This window comes from Marcopretia estuarina LEGE 06307, assembly GCF_056633115.1.
Genome location: NZ_JBSJOY010000006.1, coordinates 174363 through 191688 on the forward strand (window position 1 = coordinate 174363; position 17326 = coordinate 191688).

General features: G+C 69.7%; 18 protein-coding genes. 5 read left to right on the top strand and 13 right to left on the bottom strand.

Annotation, left to right across the window (positions count from 1 at the left end; translation table 11 throughout):
* Positions 1 to 7: 7 nt before the first annotated feature.
* A complete protein-coding gene (locus ACWJI3_RS14360) occupies positions 8 to 586 on the bottom strand; it encodes a rhomboid family intramembrane serine protease (protein WP_255101043.1) in 579 nt (192 codons plus the stop codon).
* A 261-nt stretch (positions 587 to 847) separates the two neighbouring features.
* On the opposite strand from ACWJI3_RS14360, the gene ACWJI3_RS14365 reads away from it, so the two are divergent.
* The 3 genes from ACWJI3_RS14365 to ACWJI3_RS14375 all read left to right on the top strand — a co-directional run bounded on the left by ACWJI3_RS14365 (position 848) and on the right by ACWJI3_RS14375 (position 2392).
* The gene (locus tag ACWJI3_RS14365) at positions 848 to 1147 is read left to right on the top strand and encodes a hypothetical protein (RefSeq protein WP_480204013.1); all 300 of its coding nucleotides are present in this window, start codon (positions 848 to 850) and stop codon (positions 1145 to 1147) included.
* 32 nt (positions 1148 to 1179) lie between these two features.
* Positions 1180 to 1644 carry a DUF427 domain-containing protein gene (locus ACWJI3_RS14370; RefSeq protein ID WP_480204014.1) on the top strand — a complete coding sequence of 155 codons (465 nt, stop codon included), beginning with the start codon at positions 1180 to 1182 and terminating at the stop codon, positions 1642 to 1644.
* Positions 1645 to 2152: 508 nt separating this feature from the next.
* Entirely contained in the window at positions 2153 to 2392 is a 240-nt protein-coding gene (locus tag ACWJI3_RS14375; RefSeq protein ID WP_480204015.1) for a hypothetical protein, read from the top strand.
* A gap of 222 nt (positions 2393 to 2614) precedes the next feature.
* Here the strand turns inward: ACWJI3_RS14375 and ACWJI3_RS14380 are convergent, their stop codons facing one another.
* Positions 2615 to 3742 (bottom strand): fatty acid desaturase, encoded by a 1128-nt coding sequence (locus tag ACWJI3_RS14380; RefSeq protein WP_480204016.1) that lies wholly within the window; start codon positions 3740 to 3742, stop codon positions 2615 to 2617.
* A gap of 435 nt (positions 3743 to 4177) precedes the next feature.
* Here ACWJI3_RS14380 and ACWJI3_RS14385 point away from each other — a divergent pair, with 435 nt between their 5' ends.
* The gene (locus tag ACWJI3_RS14385) at positions 4178 to 4795 is read left to right on the top strand and encodes a DUF3598 family protein (protein WP_480204017.1); all 618 of its coding nucleotides are present in this window, start codon (positions 4178 to 4180) and stop codon (positions 4793 to 4795) included.
* Between the two features lie 4 nt (positions 4796 to 4799).
* Here ACWJI3_RS14385 and ACWJI3_RS14390 read toward each other — a convergent pair whose 3' ends face one another.
* From ACWJI3_RS14390 to ACWJI3_RS14420, 7 genes are all read right to left on the bottom strand, one after another.
* Positions 4800 to 5078 (bottom strand): DUF427 domain-containing protein, encoded by a 279-nt coding sequence (locus ACWJI3_RS14390; RefSeq protein WP_094512630.1) that lies wholly within the window; start codon positions 5076 to 5078, stop codon positions 4800 to 4802.
* Between the two features lie 83 nt (positions 5079 to 5161).
* A complete protein-coding gene (locus tag ACWJI3_RS14395; protein WP_480204068.1) occupies positions 5162 to 6691 on the bottom strand; it encodes a peptide ligase PGM1-related protein in 1530 nt (509 codons plus the stop codon).
* A 17-nt stretch (positions 6692 to 6708) separates the two neighbouring features.
* Positions 6709 to 7749 (bottom strand): mechanosensitive ion channel family protein, encoded by a 1041-nt coding sequence (locus tag ACWJI3_RS14400; protein WP_480204018.1) that lies wholly within the window; start codon positions 7747 to 7749, stop codon positions 6709 to 6711.
* 26 nt (positions 7750 to 7775) lie between these two features.
* Positions 7776 to 8849, bottom strand: coding sequence for a bifunctional diaminohydroxyphosphoribosylaminopyrimidine deaminase/5-amino-6-(5-phosphoribosylamino)uracil reductase RibD (ribD, locus tag ACWJI3_RS14405; RefSeq protein ID WP_094512796.1), 1074 nt, complete (start codon positions 8847 to 8849; stop codon positions 7776 to 7778).
* A gap of 44 nt (positions 8850 to 8893) precedes the next feature.
* Complete coding sequence (locus ACWJI3_RS14410) at positions 8894 to 9412, bottom strand: DUF3122 domain-containing protein (RefSeq protein ID WP_094512628.1); 519 nt, start codon at positions 9410 to 9412, stop codon at positions 8894 to 8896.
* Positions 9409 to 11916, bottom strand: coding sequence for a GH116 family glycosyl hydrolase (locus tag ACWJI3_RS14415; RefSeq protein WP_480204019.1), 2508 nt, complete (start codon positions 11914 to 11916; stop codon positions 9409 to 9411). The genes ACWJI3_RS14410 and ACWJI3_RS14415 overlap by 4 nt, the downstream gene beginning before the upstream one ends.
* A gap of 27 nt (positions 11917 to 11943) precedes the next feature.
* Positions 11944 to 12195, bottom strand: coding sequence for a hypothetical protein (locus ACWJI3_RS14420; protein WP_094512626.1), 252 nt, complete (start codon positions 12193 to 12195; stop codon positions 11944 to 11946).
* A gap of 53 nt (positions 12196 to 12248) precedes the next feature.
* Here ACWJI3_RS14420 and cbiE point away from each other — a divergent pair, with 53 nt between their 5' ends.
* Positions 12249 to 13658 carry a precorrin-6y C5,15-methyltransferase (decarboxylating) subunit CbiE gene (cbiE, locus tag ACWJI3_RS14425; RefSeq protein ID WP_480204069.1) on the top strand — a complete coding sequence of 470 codons (1410 nt, stop codon included), beginning with the start codon at positions 12249 to 12251 and terminating at the stop codon, positions 13656 to 13658.
* Positions 13659 to 13925: 267 nt separating this feature from the next.
* On the opposite strand, the gene ACWJI3_RS14430 is transcribed toward cbiE, so the two are convergent.
* The 4 genes from ACWJI3_RS14430 to pheS form a co-directional block, all read right to left on the bottom strand.
* On the bottom strand, positions 13926 to 14534 hold the full coding sequence (locus tag ACWJI3_RS14430; RefSeq protein WP_480204020.1) for a DUF192 domain-containing protein: 609 nt from the start codon (positions 14532 to 14534) through the stop codon (positions 13926 to 13928).
* Positions 14531 to 15199: a response regulator transcription factor gene (locus ACWJI3_RS14435; protein WP_094512624.1), complete on the bottom strand. Its 669-nt coding sequence runs from the start codon at positions 15197 to 15199 to the stop codon at positions 14531 to 14533. Before ACWJI3_RS14435 ends, ACWJI3_RS14430 begins: the two co-directional genes overlap by 4 nt.
* Positions 15196 to 16152, bottom strand: a complete 957-nt coding sequence (locus ACWJI3_RS14440) for an NAD(+) kinase (protein ID WP_255140732.1) — start codon at positions 16150 to 16152, stop codon at positions 15196 to 15198. The genes ACWJI3_RS14435 and ACWJI3_RS14440 overlap by 4 nt, the downstream gene beginning before the upstream one ends.
* Positions 16153 to 16244: 92 nt before the next feature.
* On the bottom strand, positions 16245 to 17252 hold the full coding sequence (gene pheS / locus ACWJI3_RS14445; protein ID WP_480204021.1) for a phenylalanine--tRNA ligase subunit alpha: 1008 nt from the start codon (positions 17250 to 17252) through the stop codon (positions 16245 to 16247).
* Between the last annotated feature and the right edge of the window lie 74 nt (positions 17253 to 17326).

The following is a 17326-nucleotide window of genomic DNA, read 5'->3' on the forward strand; positions in this document are numbered from 1 at the left end:
ACAGGCCCTAAAGCCTCGGTCCTGGTGCGGGCTCCCGGTAGATCGCCCCAGCCGCCAGTATGCCGCCTGCGAATCCGGACGCATGGCCGATCCAGCTCACTCCCGGTGGGGAGAAGAAGGGGATCAGGCTGGGCAGCAGGCCGCCGTAGCTCACCAGGCTGAACAGCGACAGGGCCAGCACCAGCGGGCGCTTCTCCAGAAAACCGATCACCAGCAGATAGCCCAGCAGGCCGAACACCACCCCTGAAAGGCCATGGCTGCCATTGGGCCAGAGCAGCCACACCGGAATGGCGGTGGCGTACACCCCGAGCCACACCGCCAGGTAGTCGCGCCAGCTCTTTAGCAGCACCAGCCAGGACAGCGGCAGGAACCAGAGGGTGTTGCCGATCAGGTGGCCGAAGCCGCCGTGGCTGAACGGCGCCGTGAGCACGCCCATAAACGAGCCACCGGGCTGCATCGGCAGGTTCCACTGGCCGCCGAAGAAGATCTGGTCGATCAGCTCCTGGCCCCAGGGCACCGCCACCACCAACAGCGGCAGCCAGAAGGTCTGCTGCAGTTTGACCATCACACCGGAGCCGTTCGCCATCAGCGGCAGCCGCGGGAGAAACGGCGGGCGAAGGCATGAGCGGAGAGATGGCCTGGGGCCGGCTGCAGCCCCGGCAGGATTGGAAGCGGCATCGTTAGCCAACGCTCCTTGGCGCGTCCGACGCTATCGGGTAGGGGGCGCCTGGGGCGGGCCGGCTGCCTGAGAGCCCCCAGCCCGTTCGCTGGCTGGCTGGGCGGGCTTCCCAGACCTGACCAGCGTTGCCATTGTTTTTCTCGAAGTTGGGAGTTTCCCCGGAACGTCATGGCCGCTCCTTCTTCCTCCAACAACCCCTCGCTCAAGGATCCGCTGGCTCCATCCCCATCTCCACCTTTGTCCCCGCTCACGCCCCCTCCAATGGGCGCCGAGCCCCAGCAGCGTCAGGGGTCGATTCGGTTTCCGCTCGCCTGGATGGGCTCGCTGGTAGTGGTGGACGGCAGCTTCCTGCTGGCTGCCGCCGCCATTCACCAGCCAGGCTGGGCCAGTGCCGTGCTGGTGATCGCGGCGGTGATCAACGTGCCGCTCTTCCTCGGCGCGCTGCTGCTGCTGCGGGGCAAGTTCTGAGCCATCACACTGACGGCAGCACAGCCAGGACCATGGAGCGCGTCGCTGACTATCCCCGTCCCCCCGCCCTCGTGGCGAGCGCAGCCCATGTGGAAGTGCAGGCCCTGGGCAGGCGGCTCGCCGACAGCCACCGCTCCCTGCTGGTGAAGGAAACCTTCCATCCCCCCACGGTCTACCTACCACCGGAGGCCGTGCAGCTGGAGCTGCTTGAGGCTGTGCCGGGCCGCAGCTTCTGCGAGTGGAAGGGGCTGGCCACCTATGTGGATGTGGTGTTGGACGAGCGGCGCCTGCGCCGTGCCGGCTGGACCTACACAGACCCCACGCCGGCGTTCCGTGAGCTGGCCGGCTGGTTCAGCTTCTATCCGGCCCTGATGGACGCCTGTTTCCTTGATGGTGAGCGGGTGACGCCGCAACCCGGAGGCTTCTACGGTGGCTGGATCACCTCGCAGGTGTGCGGCCCGTTCAAGGGAGATCCACAGCATCCGGAGCTGATCTGAGTGGATCTCATCAGAGTTGATCTGATCGGAGTGGATCTGATCTGCCCGGACCCCCCCCACTAGCAGCCGATCCGATCCGCAGCATCGTGGAATTCCCTTGAGGGTGTACGGTGAAGTGTCGGCCGAAGCTCCGCGAGGGGCCGATTCAATCAACGGTTTGTTTCAGCGGCTTCCTCCAAGCTGGCTCAACCCACCTGTTTCATCGCCTGGCTGCATCGCTTCAGCGCCAGGCAAGAGCTGGATGGCTTTCCGGGATTCCGGTCTTCCTCTGCTCGTGGTCAATCCGGCTCCGGCCTTCCACCTTGATGGCCCTTTCTCACGCAGCGCGTGAGGCGGCTTGTTCGGTGACTGGATCCAACGGCGCCTCGTGGCCGGATCCGGTGTTTCTGCGTCAAGCCCGGGCTTTCTGGGTCCGTGCCGTGCTTGCTCCTTGTTCCTGGGCGTTTCCATGCCCCGCTTTTTCACTTCATCCAACGTTCTTGACCCGTTTTCCTTGACCCGTTTTTTCATGCCCACTGTTTCCATGACCATCACCACCTTGCCCACCACCACCAGCCCGGCGACGCGTACCACCCGATCGGCCCGCCGCCAGGTGCTGCCGGCCCCGGCCGCCACCAGCGCCCTGTTCTGCTGCATTGATCGCGCCAGCCACTTCGCCGGCCTGGCTTCCATGGCCTCGAAAGCGCGTCGCAGCAAGGAGCGCGCCCACCAGCCACTCAGCTGGGCTGAGCTGCTCGGCGAGCGCTGAGCACCGAGCAGATCCTCCGAAACGGGCGCCGTTATCGGCGTCCAGAGGCATCAAGGAGCCACACCCTGGTGCCTAGATCAATCAACGCGAATGGCGCCCAAGCAATGACGTCAGCCTGAGAGCGCCGGGTTCCTGAACCAATCATTTTCTGAAGCCCGGCCCGGGGGTTGAGGCCGACGCCGTCATTCGGGCTGACACCCTGCCCCTGAGGGAGGTGCCCCCTCAGGCCCGCGCCTCAACCACAGGAGCCTGTGGCCCGGCGGCGCCGGCCAACGCTTCCGCAAGGGCGGCCGCCACCGACTGCAGGCGATCGCGGTTGCGATCCCACAGGACGAACTTGAAGCAATCCGGTATGTCGCGGATGTGCAGAACCTGGGCGTGTTTCAGGAGCTCTGCGTTGCGTTCGTGGCAGGCCCGCAGGCGGTAGTTCGGGATCGTTTCGCAGAGGTGATGGATGTTGTGGAAGCCGATGTCGGCGGTGAACCAGTTCAGGATCGGCGGCAACAACAAAAGGCTCGTGCCATCGAGAGCGCCGGCTAAGCCACTCCAGCCCTCGGTGCGATGGGCATAGGAGGTTTCAAAGTTGTGCTGCACGAAGAAGATGCAGATGAACAGCGCCGCCGAGCAAGCCATCACGATCGAATACACACTCCAGAAACGTCCGGCCCCCAGCCAATGGGAGAGCAGCACCCAGCCGCTGATCACGCAGATGTTGTTCAGAAGCAGATCAACAAACTGGGAAGTGGAATACCAGTGCTTTGAGGTGTGGGTGCTGAGCAGTTTGTTGAAGGGCGTGCGTGGGTTCTGGCGCCACGTGCGCGCCGCATGGCGCAGCGCATCCACACTGCCCAGCAACAGGGCCACGCGGGGCTTGATCACCAGATAGAAGAAGCCACCGGGAAACAGCATCAGCGGGTGACGCAGAAACTGGTAAAAACGCTGCTGGCCGGCTGAGAGGTTGAGGAATTCGTCTACCGAAATCAGCGCCGATGGGCCTCGGTAGAGCTCCCAGTTGCCGTTGTGGCGGTGGTGATAGGCGTGCCCTTCCGACCAGGGATGCTGCGGAATGGCATTGATCACACCCAGCAGGAAGCCCGCGCCCCGGTTCATCCAGGCGGTGCGGAACAGCGAGCGGTGGCCGCAATCGTGCATCAGCGAAAAGCACCGCCCGGAGAACAGCACCATCACCACCAGCAGCGGGGCGCACAGCCAAGGGTGACCGGCTGCCAGCAGCCGCATCACCAGCGCCCACAGCAACAGGTAGGGCACCACGGTGTTGACCAGCTGCCAGGCAGCGATGCGGTCGTCGCTGCGGCAATAGGGGGTGAGGATGAAATCGGAGCGGCGCACGCGGCGGGATGGCAGGGCCTGGACTGCTTGCGGCTGGGCGGCAACTGAAGGCCTGCTCTGCGCAGCCGCAGCGCGTGACGTCGGGCCCGGCGAGTTGGTGCCAGGTTGGGTGGAAGTGGTGACGGACGGGATCATCGTTGGGGGGCGGCTGCCGCCGAAGCCGTGAGTGGACGGAGAAGGGGGCTGCAGGTCAGCAGCAATTGAAGGCTCAGGCGCGGGCCTCGGAATCACGATGATTCCCCGATGGTAGGCAGGCCTGCTGCAGAACGAAGCCACCGGCGATGACCCAGCCACAAGCCTTGGCCAAGGCTCGGTCCTTGCCAAGGCCCCTGTCCCTGCCCGGGCTCCGGCCGCACCATGGCGCAGCCCATTCAGTGCCTCCGCTCGCGCGGCCAGTGCCACGCTTGCCAGCATGGGCGGTCTTACCAGCGCCCCATGCCCCGATCGCCGCGCCAGATCCTTCTCGATACCAGCGCCGGGCTGTGGGAGGGCACCTTCATCCGGCTGGATGGGGCTGGGATCGAAGCTGAGCGCTTTCCCACCGGACTGGAGGTGCGGGAGGTGGACGGCAACGTGGAGGCCGCCCTCACCTACCGCCACACCGGCCGGGTGGCCACGATGCGGTTTCAGGAGCCTCCCGCCGAGATGGAAATCTCCCCGCAGGGGCACTGGAGCCTCGGCCCCGACAAGGTGGGCCCCTGGAGCTGTCTCACCGAGCTCTGCCTCGTGCACGGCGAGCGGCGCCGGCGGGTGGTGGTGCGGCACGGCGCCGAGCGCCTCGAAGCCGTGGTGCTGGTGGTGGAAGCCCGCCCCGGCCTCCAGGAGGCGGCGCCGGCAGCGCCCCATCGGGTACGTCGCCAGCCCGCCGGCGGCAGCCGGGAGCTTTGGCAGCTGGAGGCGAACCTGCAGCTGGAAACCACCAACCCGCGCCTGCCGGGTGAACCGCTGATCACGGAACTGCGCTGGACGCCGGAGCCAGGGCTGGTCCACCACCTGCAGCGGGCCTACGGACCCCACGGGCTGCCGCTGTCGCAGCTGGCCGCGTTGGCTTGAGCGTTCAGGCCACGCTGACGCCTTTCCAGAAGGCCACCCGTCCGGCGATCTCCTCCGCGGCTGGCTTGGGCGACGGGTAGAACCAGGCGGCATTGACGTTCACCTGGTCTCCCACCACCACGTCGTAGTAGTGGGCTTCCCCCTTCCAGCCACAGACGCTGCGGTGCGTGGAGGGGCGGAAGCATTCCGGCCGCAGGGCCTGCGGCGGGAAGTAGGCATTGCCTTCGAGCTTGACGATGTCGTCACTGGAGGCGATCACGCAGTCGTTCCAGCGGGCTTCCATGGAAAAGGCACAGGGGCCCTCCATTTTCGGGCCTTTCGCAGAGGGTTGTCGCGCCGGGCCAGGCTGCCGCTGATGTGGCCACCTCAGCGTGTGCCGGGGTGAGGCTCCCGCCGCAGCGCCTGCGCGCCCTGCATCAACCGCTCGGCTGTGGCCTGGTAGAGGCGACTGGCTTCGGCGGCGTCATGGCCGATGCAAGTCATGCCGAGCTTGCCGTACTGGGACAGGCAACCCAGCAGGTGGAACAGGCTGCCGCGCAGCTCCGCGGGATCGAAGTGCAGCCCAGCCACGGCCACGATGTCGATCAGGTCGATCGGCAACAGACCGCGCAGGCGGGCATCGCAAAGGTTGTCGGTGGCCACATAGCAGAGCTCCTGGCCCGTAGGCGAATGGAACACGCCACTGACCGGATCGATCCGGCCATTGGTGGCGTAGCGCAGGGCCATGAACGGATGGGTGGTGCCCCCTTTGCGCAGGTTCACCTCGATCGCCTGCACATCCCACTGCTCAGCGAAGCGGCGGGCGATGAAATCCACCGCGAAGCGCTCCAGCGCGCCCTCCTGCGCCAGCGCTTCCCCCACCGCCCGCCCATGGCGCAGCAGCGCCTCCCGGTAGGCGGCGTCGGCGGGGAAGCGGCAGCCCTGATAGGTCTGCCCGTTCGGACCGCCGAGGATCTGCTCGTGGGTGGAGAGCATCTCCACCTGCCCGCCCGGGTGGATCGTGCCCTGCACGCTGGGTGAGCTGAGCGCCTCTCCCCCCTGCAGCCAGGCCTCCACCAGGGCCCCCTGCTCCACCAGCAACTGCTGCCACTGGGGCGGCGGCATCGGCAGCACCTCCAGCACCTGACGCAGCAGCCGGCGCCGTTCGCCGCCACTGCGTTCCGCCAGCTGCAGCGGCCCCAGTTCCAGCGGGGCGTTGCCTTCGCCACTGAAGCCTTCGTTCAGCTTCACCACCACCCGCTCCAGATCCGGATGGGCCTCCCACAGGGCAGCGGTGGCTTCGCTGAGGGCGTCGAGATCGTGCACCAGCGCGCTGCCGGCCGGATGGGGCACCCCGCAGCGGCGGAACAGCTCGCGGCTGCCCGCCTTGCTGCCCCAGCGCCCCAGGCCGGGATCGGTGCCCAGCAGCGGTACCTGCAACCGCACCGAGAGTTCCTTCTCCAGTGGCGTCACGTTGAAGCAGGTCATGAAGCTGCGGCCTGGCCGCAGCCGCTCGCGGATGCGCTGCAGCAGGGCGGGCCGCTCCAGCAGTTTCTGGGTGAGGGGCCGCGGCGAGGCGTCGTCGGTGTCGAACAGCTGCAACCGGCGCCGGGCGTGGGAGGCGGGCACCCCCGGCAGCAGCTCCAGCACCGCATCCACCACCAGATCGGGCAGCAGCTTGCTGGTGAGGTATACGGCCTGCACAGCCGGATGCCGCAGGCTGATCAGCGAGAACAGCTGCCGCTCCTCGTAGTGGTGAGCGCCGGCCACCAGGTCGATCTGGTTCTGATCCAGGCTCAACGACGGCACCACCAGCAGATCGCAGCCCTCGGGATCGAGGCCATCGCTGGCGCCCACATCCAGTGCCCCCCAGGCGGGCCGCAGCTGCTGTTGGAGTTCCTCGAAGGTGAGCGGCATGGTGAGGGGGCAGCGGCTCAAGTCTTGAGCAGGGAGTGGAGCGGAGCTGGCATCTGGGCACCGTGCTCCTCCACCACCCGGCCGATCTGCAGCAGCAGCCGTTGCTGCAGGTCCCAGGCAGTGGCCATGTCGCCATCGCTGGCGTGGCAGAGCAGCCGCAACTGCAGGCTGGACTCGCCGTAGCCCACGAAGTGCACCGCCAGGGTCTTGTCGTGATCGATGGCGGGATCGGCGGCCAGCTGGTGCTGCAGGGCGTTGATGATCGCCTCCAGCACAGGGCGATCCTCGTAGCGCACGCCGAAATCGATCCAGATCCTGCGGTTATCGATGCGGGCGATGTTGATCACCGGCTGGGTGGTGAAAAGGCCATTGGGAATGAACACCGGTTGCCGCTCGGGATCGCGCAGCTGGGTGTAGAACCAGCCGATCTGAACCACGGTGCCGGTCAGCTCTTCGGAGGGGATGCGGATGAAATCCCCCACCACGAAGGGGCGGTTGATGTAAAGGCTGATGCCGCTGAGGGCGTTCTCCACGATCGTCTTGGCGCCGAAGCCGAGGGCCGCCGCCCCGAAGCCGCCGGCGGTGGCGAGCAACGCCGTGGGGGTGCCGAGCAGCCGCAGCAGCTCCAGGGTGACGATCACCGCCACCAGAATCGCGATCAGCTTGTCGGCCAGGTCGAACAGGAACAGGCGGTCGCGCTCGGGCAGGTTCGGGAACACCTGCTTGGAGTAGGTGTCCACCCGGCGCAGCAGCTCCCCCTTGCAGCGCAGCACCGTCCAGACCAGGCCGATCACGATCAGCCCGTCGCGCACCTCCAGCCCGCCGCGCGGCAGCGGCAGCAGCTCGGTGCCGATCAGCGTGGCCACCCACCAGCCCACGCTGGCCAGCAGGATCGTCAGGCAGAGGCTGAGCCGGCTGCGCATCAGCAGGGCCCGGGCCAGGGAATCCCGCCGCAGGCGTGTGCCGATCAGCTGCAAGGCCACCCACACCGCCACCGCCAGCAGCAGGCCGGCGATCGGTATCGGGAAGCGGGGGGGCAGCAGGGCAGGCACCGGCATGGCGGCCGTGGTGGCTGCCCGACACCCTACGGATCAGGCTCCGGCGCCACCAGCTCCCAGAGCAGATCAGGCCCGCAGCGGCTCAGCTGTTGGCCCGTCCACAGCCGGGCCTCGGCCAGATCCGCCAGCTCCAGATCACCCAGCGGCGTGCGGGCGGCCGCCCCACCAAGCAGCCGCGGCGCGATCACGGCCGCCAGCCGTTGCACGCAACCCTGGCGCAGGGCGGCCGCCGCCAGGTCGGGCCCGCATTCCCACAGCACCTGGTTGCAGCCATGTCCGGCCAGGGCCTCCAGCAGCGGCCGTGGTTCGCAGGCGCTCAGCTCCAGCGTTTCCACGCCGAGCGCCGCCAGTGCGTCACGGCGCTGCGGCGGCGCCTCCGGACCGTGGGCCACCAGGGTGCGGGCCTGCGCCTGGTTCCAGAGCTGCATTGGCAGGCCGGGCAGCTCCAGCTGGCGGCTGAGCACCACCCGCAGCGGTTCGGGCTGGCGCCGGCCGCGGCTGGTGAGCAACGGGTTGTCGGCCCGCACGGTGCCGCCGCCCACGATCACGGCATCGCAGCGGGCCCGCAGACGGTGCACCCAGTCGCGGGCGGCGGGGCCGGTGATCCACTGGCTCTGCCCGCTGGGCAGGGCGGTGCGCCCGTCGAGGCTCATGCCCCACTTGAGCAGGCCCAGCGGCCTGCCGTTGAGCACCCTGTGCACGAAGGCGCGATTGAGTTCCAGGGCCTGCGCCTGACGCACCCCGCCGATCACCTCCACCCCCGCCTGCCGCAGCCGGGCGAGGCCACCGCCCGCCACGCGCGAATCGGGATCCTCCATCGCCACCACCACCCGGCGGATGCCGGCGGCGATCACGGCCTCGCTGCACGGTGGCGTGCGGCCGTGGTGGCAGCACGGCTCCAGGGTCACCAGCAGGGTGCCCCCCCGGGCTCGTGCCCCGGCCTGGGCCAGCGCCCCCACCTCCGCATGCGGCTGCCCGGCGGCGGCATGGAAGCCCTCCCCCACCAGGGTGCCGTCGGCGCTGAGCACCACGGCGCCCACCATCGGGTTCGGGCTGGTGCGGCCCCGGCCGAGGGCGGCCAGTTGCAGCGCCCGGTCCATCCAGGCCAGCCAGGGGCGGTGGCCGGAGTCAGCCGGCGCAGCGCTCAAAGGGGCGCGTCCGGCAGCTGCCGCCATTCAGCCACCACGTAGGGAGGAACCAGCAGATCGGTGAACCCGCCGCGCAGCCGCAGACGCAGCGGCCGGTCGCGGTCAAGGTCGGCCAGCAGCGGCGCCAGATCGAATTCGGCCGCGGCCGCCCGGGCATCGGCTGTGAGCTGGGGATTGGCGAGGGTGAGATCGGCGAGCTCCCACTGGAACACCCCGGAGCGCACCGCCAGCGGGGTGGGGTGATCGAGGCGCAACTTGCCCGGATAGCCCACGATGCGCAGGCGCAGCGGGCCGCCGGGTGGCCCCTGCCGGTAGCCCACCAGCTGCCAGCTCTGGTCGTCGAGATCCCGCAGGCTCTCGAGGCTGCGCACCACCGGCGTGCCGTTTTCGTCGGGGTGGCTGTGAATCTGGGCGAAGGCTGGTGGCGCCAGGCCGATCAGGCCAGCCAGTGCGCCCAGGGCCAGCAGCAGGGAGAGCGCGAGGGTGAGCGCCCTGGACGGCAAGCCGCTGCTCATGGCTGACGGGCACTGCCCGGAATCGGTTGCCACTGGGTGTGTGTGGCCCACAGAGCCCAGATCGCCATCGCCCGTAGATAGTGGCAGGCGCGGAAGGTGCCTGCGGCGGTGAGGGCTTCGGGGGTGCGGAACTGCAGGCCCCCGTCGTACACCTGCTGCACCACGGCGCCGGTGATCGCCAGAGCGGTGCCGGTCTGGCCCATGAGCCGGTAGTAGGCGGCCAGGCCGAAGTTGATGCCGGTCCACACTTCCAATGGGTGGGTGACGTTGGGGTCGAGCGGCGTGCCGTCGCGGCGCAGGCCATTGGCCACCCCGAGCTTGCCGCCCTCGAAGCGCTCGAAGCAGGCCTCGCGGATCGCCGTGAGCGAGGACAGCGCGTTGGCGTCGCTCACCACCGGCGGCAGGTTCAGCAGGCGGGCGTAGAAGTCGCCGCAGAGCTGATCGGCCATCACCACCGGCGTGCCGCTGCCGGCATCGATGCGGTAGTACTCGCCGTTCCAGAGCAGCCGGTCGAAGTTCGCCCGCGACTGCTCCAGCCAGTCGCTGAACTGCCGCTGCTCCGCGCTGGTGTCGAGTCCCAGATCCAGCTGCAGCCGCTGCCCCATCGCCAGGGCCGCCTCCAGGGCCGCGATCCAGAGGGCGCCGCAATAGGTGCTCACCCCCTTCAGGGCCCAGTCGTCGAAGGTCTGGTCCGGGGCGCCGCCGTTGTCGGGCAGGCCGTCGTCGTTGATGTCGAAGGTCTTGAGGTACTGCAGGGCCTGCACCGCGGCGGGCCAGCAGTCGGCCAGGAAGCGCAGGTCACTGCCGGTGGGCGCCAGCTGGAAGGTGCGCCACACCTGCAGCACGAAATCACTGGCCAGGTCCTTCCAGAGGTTGCAGTCCTGGTAGGCGGTGTAGTTGGTGGCATCAAAGGGCCGCTCGTTCGGAGCGCCCAGATCGTGGGGCGTGGCCCCCGCCAGCTTGCGGGCCGCCTCCACCCGCCCCTTGCCCTGGGTGAAGTACCAACCGATCGGTCGTGGCGTGGCGTCGGCGGCGGGGATGGCCCTCGCGAAGCTGCGCAGCACCGCCTTGTCGAGCTCGGGCCACAGCTGCAGCAGGGCGAGGGAGCCGTAGAGGCGCACGTCGAGGCTTTCGTACCAGGCGTAATCCAGGCACTCGAGCACCCCGAAGCGGCCCACCGGGTCGGCGGTTGTGGCGGCGGTCCAGAGGCTGCCGCCGCTGGCGAGGTCGTAGAGCTCGTTGAACAGCGCCATGCGGATCGGCTCGGGCAGGTCGCTGCGCTCCAGCACCGGCTGCTGCCAAGCCTCGATCGCCTCGCGCCACTGGGGCCAGTCGCGCAGGGCCTCGGCGGCGATCGCCGTGGCATTGGTGCCACTCCCACCGAACACATCGGTGTAGCGGCGCAGCGCCTGCTGGCCGCTGGCGAAGGCGGTCACCGGCAGGTCCCAGCTGATCACCACCGGCAGCTCGATCGTGGCCCCTGGCTCCAGCCGCAGCCGCAGGGCGATGGCCGCACTGGCCTGCTCGCCGGCGCTGCTGCGGCGGTCGTTGTCACTGGCGGGAATGGAGCCGTCGCGGGCGAACGGGGCCCAGATCTCGGCGCCGCTGCCGGTGGGATCCCAGCGGCTGCAGCGCAGCACCTCCACGCCGGGCAGGTCGTCGGGCACCGCCACGCACCACTGGCCTTCCCCTTCGGCGATCGGCGTGCTGATCGGCCCCTCCAGCAGCACCCCCTTCAGGCCGGGCTGGTTGACCTGGCGGTTGCGCTGGCCGGCGCCATGGCCGATCGCCGGCACGTAGCTGTGCTCGGGGCTGCCGTCATCACGGAAGGTGACGGCAGCGCTGGGATCGGTGTTGGTGAACCAGCCGGTGGTGTTGCGCCAGCTCACCAGCAGCGAGAGGTCCAGCGGCGCTTCGGTGGGATTGCTGAGCTGCCAGCGGAACACGGCCACCGGGTAGCTGCTGCGCGCGTAGTCGCCCGGCAGGATCGGGCTGAAGGCTTCGCAGCAGACACCGGCACGGAACACGCCGCTGTGCTGGAACCAGCTGAGCGGGTAGCGGGCGGCGTAGGTGCCGGTCTGCTGCTCGGCGCTGCTGGCCGGGTACCACTGCCAGGCAGGCAGGGGGTTCTCGCCGGAGCCCGGCCGGGAGTCGTCCTGCTCCGGCGCCGTGGCCAGCGCCATGGCCAGCGGTGTGGTGCCGTCGCTTTCGAACAGGGCGAACTGGCAGTCGGGCAGGGTGCCGAACCAGTGCTCACCGCCATCGAGGTGCCAGAGATTCACATGGCCGGCGGAGCTGCGGCCGATGCAGCCGGCGCCGAAGCCGCCCAGCGGCATGCCGTGCCAGGGGCCGTCGTCCAGGTTGCTGGCGTAGCGCACCGTATAGGGCGAGTCCCAGCCCAGGCCGAAGGGCCGCTGCCAGCTGGCCGGCGGCGCCTGCCACCCCTCCTTGCCGCCCCCGCGTCCCAGCAGCGTCTGGAGAGCGGAGAAGCCGAAGCGCGCCATGGTGCTGCACAAGGTGGGGCCAGCTTGTCAGAGCTGGCCGTTGCTGTCCTGGTCGATCAGGGCGTCGAGGGTGACGGCCGAGCGCACCAGGGCCTGGTAGCGGGCCACCACCCGCCGGTTGCGCTCCAGCCACTGGCCGGCTTCGCCCGGGTTGCCGCTGAGGGCGGCCCCATCGCCGTCGAGCAGCTCCAGATCCCCCTGCTGCGCCAGCAGGGCCAGCACCAGTTCGTGGATCCGCTGGCGACGGCTGCGGATCGCGGCATCGGGCGGCTCGGCCATGGCGGAACGGGGGGGCGGTCATCATGGCCGGATTCCCTCGCCGCCCTGCCGGCATGAGCAGCGACCCGCAGGCCGGCCGGCGGCAGCAAGGCCCGCCGTTGCAGGTGATCGGCACTGACGCGGGCGGCCTCGCCTCCCTGTCCGCGGCGGCGCTGGAGCTGGTGCGGGGGGCGTCCCTGCTGGCGGCACCGTCCCGGCTGCATCCCGGCCTTGAGGCCCGGCTGGCCGCCTGGGCGACGCAGGCGGCTGCGGCCACTGAAACTGCCGAGGCCGTCGAGCCCAGTGAGGCCATCGAAGCCACCACCCGCCCCGCCCTTGCCTGGAAGCCCCCGCGTCTGCTGGCCAGCGACAAGCCCGAGCCGCTGCTCGCGGCCCTGCAGCAGGCCCTTGCCGCTGGCGAGTCGGTGGTGCTGCTGGCCAGCGGCGATCCGCTCTGGTTCGGCATCGGCCGGTTGCTGCTGCAGCACATTCCGCCGGAGCGCCTGCACTTCCATCCGGCGCCCACCAGCCTGCAGCTGGCCTTCGCGCGCCTGGGCCGCCCCTGGCAGGACGCCGGCTGGGTGAGCCTGCATGGCCGCGAAACGGAACCCCTGGCCCAGCGGCTGCAGCAGCGCCCCGCGGCGCTGGCGGTGCTCACCGACCCCTCCCGTGGCGGTGCCGAGGAGGTGCGCCACCTCCTGCGGGCCAGCGGCCTGGAGGCCGCCTACAGCCTGTGGCTGGCCGAGCGGCTGGGACATCCGCAGGAGCGGCTGATGCGGCTGGCCCCCACCGCACCCCTGCCCAGTGATCTCGATCCACTGCACCTGGTGCTGCTGATCGCCGAGCCCCCGGCCGCTCCCGATCCGGCCGGCCTGCCCCTGTTCGGCCTCGACGACGGCCTCTGGCTGCAGCATCCCGATCGGCCCGGCCTGATGACCAAGCGGGAGGTGCGGATCCAGCTGCTGGCCGACCTGGAGCTGCCGGCTCAGGGCGTGCTCTGGGATCTGGGGGCCGGTGTGGGCTCGATCGGCCTGGAGGCCCTGCGCCTGCGGCCCCAGTTGCAGCTGTGGACGGTGGAGCGGCGCGGCGGCTCCGCGGCGCTGATCCAGGCCAATGCCGAGCGGCTGGGGGTGCGGCCCGCCGGGGTGCTGGAGCTGGAGGCGCTGGCGGCCTGCGCCCCTGGCGAGCACCCCTCCCCCCTGCCCGACCCCGACCGCGTGCTGATCGGCGGTGGCGGCCGCGGCCGCGCCGCACTGCTGGCGGCCGTGCTGCAACGCCTGCGTCCCGGCGGTGTGGTGGTGATTCCGCTGGCCACCGTGGAGGCGCTGGCGGAGCTGCGGCCAGTCCTGGAGCGGGGCCAGCTGGCGGTGGGCGTGAGCCAGCACCAGGCCTGGCGGGGTGCGCCCCTGGCCGACGGCACCCGCCTGGCGCCGCTCAACCCGGTGCTGGTGCTGAAAGGGCGCCGCTCAGTGGCCGGGGCCTGAGCGCGGCGGTACGGCCTGCAGGCGGCGGCTCCAGGCAAGGGCGGTCGGTAGGGCTGTCAGCGGCAACGGGCCCACTTCCGCCAATCCAATCCTGCGCATCCGCTGAGCTGCTTGCCCCAGCTTTCCCTGATTCAGACGCTCTGTGCTTAGCGCTCGGTACGCACTGTTCAGCGCTCACCGTTCAGCGACGAAGCGCTCCGTGCTCAGAGAATCGGTGCTCAGAGATCAGTGCTTCCTGTTTTCCGTCTGTGGTTGGCCACGCACCGATCAGCGGCCAGCTCCCCGGCCGGGGAGCCAGCGCAGGGGTGCCGGGCTGCCCACCACGATCCCGAGCCGCTGGGCTTCGTGAGCCTGGAGCTCCACCACCCCATCGGCGGGTTCCGCCGGCCCGTAGCTGGGGCATGGCAGGCGTGGACAGGGCGGCACGGCTGGATCGATGGCGATCACCCGCCCCTGGCGCAGGTAGATCAGGTCGAGTGGCTGGGGAACACGGTGCATCCAGAAGCTCACCGGTGTGGGCGGATCAAAGCGAAACCACATGCCCCGCAACGGGCCGAGCGGGGGCCGCTCCATTAACCCCAGGGCCATCTGGCGCACGCTGCGCGGCACCTCCAGCTGAATGCAGCCAGCAGGCCTGGCGGGATGCTCCAGACACCATTCCGCTTCCAGCGGCAGAAACTGCGGGGGCCCCTGCGCAGTGGAGGCCGCGCCGGCCGCAGCGGCCCCTATGGCCCCAACCGGCCCGACCACCGCCGCCAGCACGCCCAGCCCCACTACCCGGAGCAAGTCCCCCCGCCCGACTACTCGTACGGGACCACTGAGGGCCGGCAAGGCTGCGGGCCTCTGACCGCTGGAGCGCAGGGGGGTGGGTGTCATGGCGCCGGCTTGCCGCTGGGAAGCTGACGATCGCAGAGGCAGTAGCCCCGCCCCCGCACCGTATGGATCAAGCGGCGCTCACCCCCTTCCTCGAGCTTCTGGCGCAGGTAGCGCACATACACCTCCACCACGTTGCTGGCAGCTTCGGTCTGGTCGTCCCAGGCTTCTCGCAGGATCTGCTCGCGGCTCAGCACCTCGCCCGCCTGGCGCACCAGCAGCACCAGCAGCCGGTATTCACGGCCCGTGAGGGTGAGCACGCGGTTGCCGCGCTGGACGCGTTTGAGGGTGGGGTCGAGCCGCAGATCAGCCACCTCCAGCACGGCCTTGATCGGCAGGGGTTGCACGCGCCGCTGCAGGATCAGCCGCAGCCGCGTCAACAGATCGCTGGCACCGGCCGACGACAGCCAGAAATCATTGGCACCGGCGCTGAGGCACTCGGAGCGGCCCTCCACGCTGTCCTCGACGATGTCGAGCAGCAGGGGCACCTGCTCCATCGTGAGCCGCAGGGCAGGAATGCTGAGAGCGCCGATCTCCCCCGACAGCAGCACCGCGGCGGCGGGCTCGGGCAAGGAGCCCGCCAGGGCGGTGCGGTAACCGGAGGCTTCCAGCCGCGGCGCCATCGCTTCGGCCTCCGGGCCGATCAGCAGGATCAACGGCTGGCTCACGCCCGCTCATCCCCGGTCTCCGGGCGCGGGCCGCCGCCGCCGTGCTCATGGCTGTCGGGTTTGGCCACATGGGGCAGGCCCCAGCCCAGCTTGTTGCGCAGCACCTGGAAGAACTCGTGGTCGTGCAGCCGCACGAAGCGGGCCGTATGTTCACTGCGGCGGATCAGCACCCGGTCTTCCGGCCACACGTAGCAGCCGGCACTGCCGTCCACCACCATCATCAGCCGCTCGGGCGTGGCGGGGAACACGGTCACCGGCTCCCGGTCGCTGAAGACCAGGGCGCGGGACGCCAATGAATGGGGCGCGATCGGGGTGAGCTGCAGCACCGGGCAGTCGGGGGTGATCACCGGACCGCCGGCGGAGAGGGCATAGGCGGTGGAGCCCGTGGGGGTCGAGAGAATCACCCCGTCGGCCGAGATGTCCACCGGCACGTGACGGCCGATGGCGATCTCGAAGTGGCACATGCTGGTGAGCGGCTCCCGGTGCAGGGCCATTTCGTTGAGGCAGAGCACCTCCCAGCGGCGATGCTCCCCCCGCATCACACTCACCACCAGCATGGTGCGCTCCTCCACCGTCCAGTTGCCCTGCAGCAGCTGGTCGATGGCGGCATCGAGCTCGTTGAGGTAGGCCTCGGCCAGGAAGCCCATGTGGCCGGTGTTGATCGTCAGGATCGGCACCCCGATCGGGGCCGTCTGGCGGGCGGCGGAGAGCACGGTGCCATCCCCGCCGAGCACCACCGCCAGTTGCATTGCCCCATGAAAACTGGACGGCACGCAGGCGGCGTAGCCGAGACTGCGCAGGTGCGTGTCGGGGTTGGCGAAGCCCACCATGCCGCCGGAACTGCTCACCCGCACCACGCTGTTGCCGGCGGCGATGAAGCGCGCCTCGATCGCATCGGCGGTGCGGACGGCCACAGCCTTGCCGTCGTTGACGATCAGTCCGACGCAGGGCACCGATCGCGCGCAGGGGTTTCGAGAGTTTATGAGGGGGGTCCGGCTCTCAGTGGTGGTGCTGGTGTGGGGATCCTGGCGGGCGCTCCGCAGGGTCAGAACTGTTCGAGGAAGCGCAGATCGCTGGTGTAGAGGCGGCGGATGTCATCGATGCCGTGGCGCACCATGCAGAAGCGCTCCACCCCCAGTCCGGCGGCGAAGCCACTCCAGCGCTCGGGGTCCAGTCCCAGCCCCTCCAGCACCGCCGGATCAACCATCCCGCAGCCCATCACCTCCAGCCAGCGGCCGCGCCACTGCACGTCCACCTCGGCGGAGGGTTCGGTGAAGGGGAAGTAGCTGGCGCGGAACCGCACCGGCAGGTCGCCGAAGAAGGCCTGCAGAAAGGTGGTGACCGTGCCGCGCAGGTGGCTGAAATCCAGCCCTTCGTCGATCGCCAGCACTTCCACCTGGTGAAACACCGGCGAATGGGTGGCATCCACTGCATCCCGTCGGTACACGCGCCCCGGCGCCACGATCCGCACCGGCGGTGGGTTCTGCTCCAGATGGCGGATCTGCACCGGTGAGGTGTGGGTGCGCAGCAGGGTGCTGGTCGTCAGATAAAAGGTGTCCTGCATGTCCCGCGCTGGGTGGTGGGGCGGGATGTTGAGCGCGGTGAAGTTGTAGTGGTCGGTCTCCACCTCCGGGCCTTCCTCCACCCGGTAGCCGAGACCGGCGAAGATGTCGACGATCTCCTCGGTGGTGGTGATCAGTGGATGGCGGTGGCCGGCGGGCACGTAGCGGCTCGGTGCGGTCACATCGAGGCTTTCGCCGCGCAACTTCTCGGCCATGGCGGCCTCGCGCAGCGCCTCCAGCCGCTCGCCCAGCAGGGCCTGCAGTTGCTCCTTGAGCCGGTTGGCCCGTTGTCCCACCAGCGGCCGCTCCTCGGCCGAGAGCTTGCCCATGGCGCCGAGCACCGCCGAAAGCCGCCCCTTCTTGCCCAGCAGCGCCACCCGCAACTGCTCCAGGTCGGCGGCGGCGGGAGCTGCCCGCACCTCGGCGGCCGCTTCTGCCTCAAGGGCATCGAGTTGATCGGTGAGCTGCTGGAGGGTGATCGTGGCGCTCACGGAGGGGTGGCGTAGCGGCTCGACTGTACGGATCCGGGCCGCCTAGGTTGCCGCCAGGCTGGATCCCTCCACCT